The organism is Streptomyces sp. NPDC000404 (assembly GCF_040300365.1).
Classification (GTDB): Bacteria; Actinomycetota; Actinomycetes; order Streptomycetales; family Streptomycetaceae; genus Streptomyces; species Streptomyces ramulosus.
This window is the reverse complement of record NZ_JBEPDN010000011.1, coordinates 142,539-148,793: the sequence shown is the minus strand read 5'-3', so window position 1 is coordinate 148,793 and position 6,255 is coordinate 142,539. Positions and strand designations below refer to the sequence as shown.

Annotated in this window: 7 protein-coding genes; 5 read left to right on the top strand and 2 right to left on the bottom strand. The window is 73.7% G+C overall.

Annotation, left to right across the window (positions count from 1 at the left end; all coding sequences use genetic code 11):
- Positions 1-91 precede the first annotated feature (91 nt).
- Positions 92-556, bottom strand: coding sequence for a hypothetical protein (locus ABT345_RS22115; protein ID WP_345084681.1), 465 nt, complete (start codon positions 554-556; stop codon positions 92-94).
- 392 nt (positions 557-948) lie between these two features.
- Between ABT345_RS22115 and ABT345_RS22110 the strand changes: the two genes are divergently transcribed.
- The 4 genes from ABT345_RS22110 (at position 949) to ABT345_RS22095 (ending at position 4,619) form a co-directional block, all read left to right on the top strand.
- Positions 949-1,521: a TetR/AcrR family transcriptional regulator gene (locus tag ABT345_RS22110; RefSeq protein ID WP_345084683.1), complete on the top strand. Its 573-nt coding sequence runs from the start codon at positions 949-951 to the stop codon at positions 1,519-1,521.
- Between the two features lie 167 nt (positions 1,522-1,688).
- Complete coding sequence (locus tag ABT345_RS22105; protein WP_345084686.1) at positions 1,689-2,756, top strand: alcohol dehydrogenase; 1,068 nt, start codon at positions 1,689-1,691, stop codon at positions 2,754-2,756.
- On the top strand, positions 2,753-3,733 hold the full coding sequence (locus ABT345_RS22100; RefSeq protein WP_345084689.1) for an SLAC1 family transporter: 981 nt from the start codon (positions 2,753-2,755) through the stop codon (positions 3,731-3,733). Before ABT345_RS22105 ends, ABT345_RS22100 begins: the two co-directional genes overlap by 4 nt.
- A gap of 559 nt (positions 3,734-4,292) precedes the next feature.
- Positions 4,293-4,619: a thioredoxin family protein gene (locus ABT345_RS22095; protein WP_345084692.1), complete on the top strand. Its 327-nt coding sequence runs from the start codon at positions 4,293-4,295 to the stop codon at positions 4,617-4,619.
- Positions 4,620-4,635: 16 nt separating this feature from the next.
- Here the strand turns inward: ABT345_RS22095 and ABT345_RS22090 are convergent, their stop codons facing one another.
- Positions 4,636-5,478: a class I SAM-dependent methyltransferase gene (locus ABT345_RS22090; protein ID WP_345084695.1), complete on the bottom strand. Its 843-nt coding sequence runs from the start codon at positions 5,476-5,478 to the stop codon at positions 4,636-4,638.
- Between the two features lie 148 nt (positions 5,479-5,626).
- Here ABT345_RS22090 and ABT345_RS22085 point away from each other — a divergent pair, with 148 nt between their 5' ends.
- Positions 5,627-6,214, top strand: a complete 588-nt coding sequence (locus tag ABT345_RS22085) for a TetR/AcrR family transcriptional regulator (RefSeq protein WP_345084698.1) — start codon at positions 5,627-5,629, stop codon at positions 6,212-6,214.
- The last annotated feature ends 41 nt before the right edge of the window (positions 6,215-6,255 follow it).

Genomic DNA, 6,255 nt, shown 5'->3' with positions numbered 1-6,255 from the left:
CGTCCGGCCCGCGCCTCGTGACCGGCGCGGGCCGGACCGCCGGCGCCGCCTGCCCGGGCAGGGTCTCCGCTCCGGGCGGCGGGCGGCGCGCCTACGGGTGGTAGATCTCCTGGAGCGCGGTGATCTCGCCGTGGGCGTCGGCGCGGAGCGCGAAGTGCGGGGTGTTGGTGAGCTTGTGCTGCGTGAGCCACTCCGGGGCGACCTTCACGGGGGTGTTGCCCTGGAAGACCGTGACGGTGGCGCCGCGCGCGAAGCCGAGCGTCCGGGCCGCCCCGTCCGGCGTGTAGACGACCTCCTCGTCGTTGGCCGCGTTGTACCTGCACGTCTCCGGGGTGACGCGCACGACGGTCCGGCCGCCGGTGTTCTCGGCGGCGTTCAGCTTGACGAAGCGCTGGTGGCCGGCGGGCAGGTGGCACGGCTTCCAGTCCGCGGCCCGGACGGACGCGGGCGCGGCGGGCGCCGCGTGCGGGGCGGCCACGGCGGTGCTGGCCACGGTCGCGACGAGGGCGGCGGCGGAGGCGAGGACGGCGGCGCCGGAGACGGAACGGTGATTCATGAGCATCCTCTGGTGCGAAGGCCCGAAGGCCCGAAGGCCCGAAGGCCCGAAGGCGCGAAGGACCGAAATTCTTCTGACGCACCGTGAGAGTCCGTGCGAGGGCGGCGCGTTGCATCGCGCCACCCCTATTCCGCGGCGGCTGTTCCGCAGCGGCTATTCCGCGGCGGCGCGGTTCTTCCGGAACCGGGGCGGCGACGGTTCCCGGGCGCCGCCCACCTGACCGCAGGCTCCACCCGCCCCGGACGCTCCGCCCGCCCCGGACGCCCTGCCCACTCGGGAAGCCCCGGGACGCTCCGGACTCCCCAGAAAGGCAACAACGCCCCACCGGTCCCATCAGCCCCACCCTGCTACGCTCGTAAAGCGACCGGTCATTTTCAGGAGGATCGATATCGATGCCACGGGTCAGCATGCGTGAAGAGATCATCGACGCGGCCGTCGAGACGTTCCATGCGCGGGGCTTCCACGGCACCGGCGTGAAGGACATCACCGATGCGGCCGGCGTGCCGAAGGGGTCGCTCTACAACCACTTCGCGAGCAAGGAGGAGATCGCCGTCGAGGCGATCCGGCGCTACGGGGCCGCGCGGCGCCTCTCCGAGCTGACGCGGCCGGGCACCCCGGCGCTGGACCGGCTGCGCGCGCACTTCACGTCGCTCCGTGACGAGGTGGTGCGGTTCGGGATCCGTCGGGGCTGCCTGCTCGGCAACTTCGGCGCCGAGGCGGCCGACCATCACGACGCGATCCGGGACACCCTCGCGACCGGCATCGGACGGTGGCGGGCGGCCCTCGCCGAGGTGATCGGGCAGGCGCAGCAGGAAGGCACGGTGCGCGCGGAGGCGAACGCCGAACTGCTCGCCGGGTTCATCCTGAACGCCTGGGAAGGCACCCTGATCGGCGCGCGCATCGACCGGCGCGACCAGGCCTTCGCGGAGTTCTTCACGATCGTCTTCGACGACCTGCTCCGCTGACCCGGGGAAGCCCGGCCACGGAGTATCCCGACCCCGGAACCCCGGGGAAGGCCGCCCTCGGAGAAAACAGCGGTAACGAACGGCAGCGCACAGCCGCAGGGCACTCCGCCCTCCATTTAAGATGACCGGTCATTTTCATCTGATCGAACACGAACAAGGAGCACGACATGACCACGAGCATGAGTACGAGCACCGGCCCCAGCACCACCTACCGTGCCGTCGAGGCGACCACCGACGGCAACTTCACCCTGGTCGAGCGGGAGCTGCGGCTGCCGGGGGCCGGGCAGGTCCGGGTCGCCGTCGAGGCGTGCGGGGTCTGCCACAGCGATGTGGCGGGGATCCTCAATCTGACCGGCAAGCGGCCGGCGGGCACGCCCGTGGTGCCCGGGCACGAGGTCATCGGCCGGATCGACGCCGTCGGCGCGGAGGTGTCCGGCTGGCGCGTGGGGCAGCGGGTCGGGCTCGGCTACCTCGGCGGGCACTGCGGCGCCTGCGCGAGCTGCCGCCGCGGCGACTTCGTCCACTGCGCCGACCAGCCGGTTCTGGGCGACAGCCAGGACGGCGGCTACGCCGAGTACGTCATCGCGCGCGCCTCCGGCCTGGTCGCGGTGGACGAGGACCTCTCCGCCGCCGAGCTGGCGCCGCTGATGTGCGCGGGCCTGACCGTCCACCACGCGCTGCGGGAGTCGGCCGCGCGCGCCGGTGATCTGGTCGCTGTCCAGGGCATCGGCGGGCTCGGGCACCTCGGCGTCCAGTACGCCCGCGCGATGGGGTTCCGGGTGGCGGCGATCGCCCGTGGCCGCCGGAAGCGGGAGCTGGCGCTCGAACTCGGCGCCCACCACTTCATCGACTCCACCGAAACCGATCCGGCGCAGGCGCTCCAGGCGCTCGGCGGCGCGAAGGTCATCCTCGCCACCGCCAGCCACGGCGGTTCCATGTCGCCGCTGGTCGACGGGCTCGCCGTCCGCGGTCAGCTCGTGGTCGTCGGGGTGGCGATGGATCCGGTCGAGGTCCTGACCCCGTCCCTGATCATGGGCGGCCGCTCGATCGTCGGCTCGCTGACCGGCACCCCGAGCGACAACGAGGACAACGTCGCGTTCGCCGGTGCGCACGGCGTCCGCCCGATGACCGAGACCGTCGCGCTGGACCGCGCCGGCGACGCGTACGCGAAGATGATGGCCGGGGACGCGCGCTTCCGGATGGTCCTGGCGACCGGTGCGGAGCCCGCCGCGTGACGGTCATCGCGCACCCGCCGCGCGCGGTGCTCCCGCTGAACTACTTCGGGATACCGCTCGGGCTCGCCGGGCTGGGCGGTGCCTGGAGCGCCGCCCGGCAGTACCTCGGCGCCCCGGGCCTGCCCGCGGAGATCCTGTACGTCGCCGCCGCGCTACTGTGGGCCGGTTTCACGGCGGTGTACGCGGTCGGCACCGTCCGCTCGCGCGGGTCGCTCCGCGCCGCCGTGCGTCATCCGCTCAGCGGCCCGCTGACCGCGTTCGTCCCGGTGGTGGCGATCTTGCTGATCGTGCACTACGGGCCGCTGCTCGGCGGCGCCGCCCGGGCGTTGCTGTACGTCGCCGTGGGCGCGCTGGCGCTGCTGGCCGCCGTGCTGGTCGCGCACTGGCTGGACGGTTCGCTGGAGCGGGACGAGCTGCACACCGGGTACTTCCTACCGGTCGTCGCGGGCTCGTTCGTGGCGAGCATCGGGTTCACCGGACTCGGCGAACACCGTGCCGCCGTCGCGGCGTTCGGGATCGGGATCTACTTCTGGCTCACGCTCGGCGCGGTCCTCTTCGGGCGGCTCGTGGTCGGCGGCGCGCTGCCGCCGCCGGCGCGTCCGATGCTGGCGATCCTCCTCACTCCGCCCGGGGTGGCGAGCATCGCGTGGTTCGCGGCCACCGGCGGCGCGGTCGACGGCATCCAACTCGCCCTGGGCGGCGTCATGTTCCTGATGGTGCTGGTGCAACTGGTGCACCTACCGGGCTATCTGCGCGTGCCGTTCGGCCTGCAGCACTGGACCTTCACGTTCCCGCTGGCGATCCTCGGCAACGACGGCGTCCGCTGGGCGGGCGCCCTGCACTTCGGCGGCTGGCGGCCCGCCGCCTGGGCGCTGCTCGCCGTGGTGACCGCGCTCATCGGCGCCATCGCGCTGCGCACCCTGGGCGGCGCGCTGCCCGGCGGACTCGGCGAGCGGCGCGCGCCCTCCCCCGGCTGAGCGCGCCCGGTCGCCCCGGGGGGCGGGTGGCCGGGCCCGTGCCCGGGCGGCACGCCGCCGAGGCCGTCTCCCGCGCGGCGGCGCCGGGCGCGCATGCGGCGCTATCCGGCGAAGCCGTTGCGCCGCAGAAGAATCCATGAATCCACCGTGTGGGTGAGGGGGCGCCCGGTGGGGCGCCCCCTCACCACCGGGCCAGCCGCCGTGATCGGTGACCGGCATGCGGACGGGACGGCCGGTGAAACACGATCACCGCAGGTGGGCCACCGAACGGCTGCCCGTCCCCGGTCCGCCCGTAACACACGGCACCGGCCGGCGATTCGCCGGAAGGGCTCATTCCGGCCGGGCGTACCGCCGTGGAGCTGGCCGACCGGGTCCCTGTCGGACCGGATCACGGGCTGTCACGCTCGACGCGTACACCGTGACAGTTCGCGCGCGTACACCGTGACAGCTCGCGGTTGACCGTTGCCCGTCCGTGAGCGGTCCGGCCCGTTCCGCGGCCCGGACCTCCCGGCACGGCAGCGACCGTCCACCGCTACCCCTCCCAGCAATGGAGCGTTTCATGAGCGGCACCGTCGTCGACGTGACCGATGCGGACTTCGAAGCAGTGGTGGTCCAGGCCCCCGGACCCGTGCTCGCGGTCTTCCGCGCCGAGTGGAGCGCCGTGTGCCGGGCGCTCGACCCCGTCCTCGTGGAGGTCGCCAAGGAGTACGCGAACCGGCTGACCGTCGCCCGGCTCGACATCGACCAGAGCCCCGAGACGCCCCCGAAGTACAACGTCACCGCCATCCCCACCCTGTACGTGTTCAAGGGCGGCAAGATCGTCGCCACCCGGATCGGACCTGCCTCGAAGGAGAACGTCGTCAAACTGGTCACCCCCTACCTCTGACGCCCGCCCCCTCGCCCTACCGCACCGCCCTGACCAGCCACGACGTGCTGCGCAGCCGGACCGTGCCGTCCGCCGCCTCATGGGCGCGCAGATGGTCGGTCAGGGTGCGGTGGGCACGCTCCCGCGCCGCCTCGTCGACGCCCGCCAGCAGGTGCCGGCCGGGGCCGCTGCCCAGCAGGAACTCCGCGGCGTCGGCGGCCGACTCCCCCCAGACGCCGTCCGCCCGCACCTGATCGACGGTGATGCCGATGAACCCGGCGGCGGTGAGGACGGCGCGGGTGTGGTCCGGGTCGGCGAGCGAGAACATGCCGGGCGCTCCCGGCTTGCCGATGTCGCCGAGCGGGAGCAGGCCGCGCAGGGACTCGATCGCCGCCACCCAGCCGTTGGCCCGGGGATCGGCCGGGCAGATGAACGCCAGGCGTCCGCCGGGCCGCAGCGCCCGGCCGATGTTGGCGAACGCCGCCACGGGATCGGCGAAGAACATCATCCCGAACCGGCTGATCGCCGCGTCGAACGCGCCCGGCTCGACGGCGTACACCTGCGCATCCCCTTGGACGAAGGAGACGTTGGCGACGCCTTCGCGCCGCGCGCGCTCCCGCGCCTCGGCCAGCATCGGGCCGGACAGATCGAGGCCCAGCGCGCTCCCCCGTGGCGCGCGGAGCGCGGCGAGCCGGGTGGTCTGCCCGGCGCCGCAGCCGAAGTCGAGGACCCTGGCCGCCTCGGTGACGGCGGCGGCGTCCAGCAGCGGTGCGTTGAAGCCCTCGTTGATGGCGTTCCAGCGGTCCTGGTGGCGTGCCCAGTGGGCGCCCTCAAGGCCGTTCCACGCCTGCGCCTGCTCGGTGTTGACGACGTCCGGCACGGTTGCCTCCTGTGGTGGACAGTGATGGACAACGAAGAATGGGCGTACGCCCAAACTGTATGGGCACGCGCCCATACCCGCAATCCCCGTTACGATCCCTGGGGTTACGCACCGGACAGGCGGGGCGGTCGGAGACGGAGGAGAGGGCATGTCACCACGTGGAGTGGCGACGCCGGATGTGCGCGAGCGGCTGTTCGCGGCCGCCGAGCGGGTCGTGGAGCGGGACGGCCCCGGCGCACTGACCAGCCGTTCCGTCACCACCGAGGCGGGCTGCGCCAAGGGGCTGCTGCACGCCCACTTCGCCGGGCTCGACGCGTTCGTGGCCGAGCTGTGCCTCGATCGCTTCGCGCGGGCGGCGGCTCAGGCGCAGGCGCTGTCGGCGCGCGCCGGGCAGGGCACGGTGGCGGGCAACCTCGACGCCGTCGTCCTCGCGCTCTTCGACTCCGGCGGCCTCGCCCTGTCGGGCCTGGCCATGACCCGCCCCGACGCGACCGCGCGCATCCGCACGGCCCTGGAGGGCGGCGCACCGGGCTTCACCGCGATCGAGGCGGCCTTCACCGGCTATCTGGAGGCGGAGCAGCGCCTCGGCCGGGTGGCGGAGACCGTCGACCCGCCCACCGCGGCGCTCGCGGTCGTCGGCACCGCCCACCATCTGCTGATGACCAGCGGCCCCGGCGCCCCCGACCCGCGCCCGGCCGTGAAACGCCTGGTGGGCGCGTTGGTGAGCACCGCCTGAGCGCCCTCCCGCATCCGGCCTGCGTGCGCCGCCGGGCCGGG

Coding starts and splice junctions, on each gene's coding strand:
- ABT345_RS22085 (WP_345084698.1), top strand. CDS start 5,627: ATGTCACCACGTGGAGTGGCGACGCCGGATGTGCGCGAGCGGCTGTTC.
- ABT345_RS22105 (WP_345084686.1), top strand. CDS start 1,689: ATGACCACGAGCATGAGTACGAGCACCGGCCCCAGCACCACCTACCGT.
- ABT345_RS22110 (WP_345084683.1), top strand. CDS start 949: ATGCCACGGGTCAGCATGCGTGAAGAGATCATCGACGCGGCCGTCGAG.
- ABT345_RS22115 (WP_345084681.1), bottom strand. CDS start 556: ATGAATCACCGTTCCGTCTCCGGCGCCGCCGTCCTCGCCTCCGCCGCC.
- ABT345_RS22095 (WP_345084692.1), top strand. CDS start 4,293: ATGAGCGGCACCGTCGTCGACGTGACCGATGCGGACTTCGAAGCAGTG.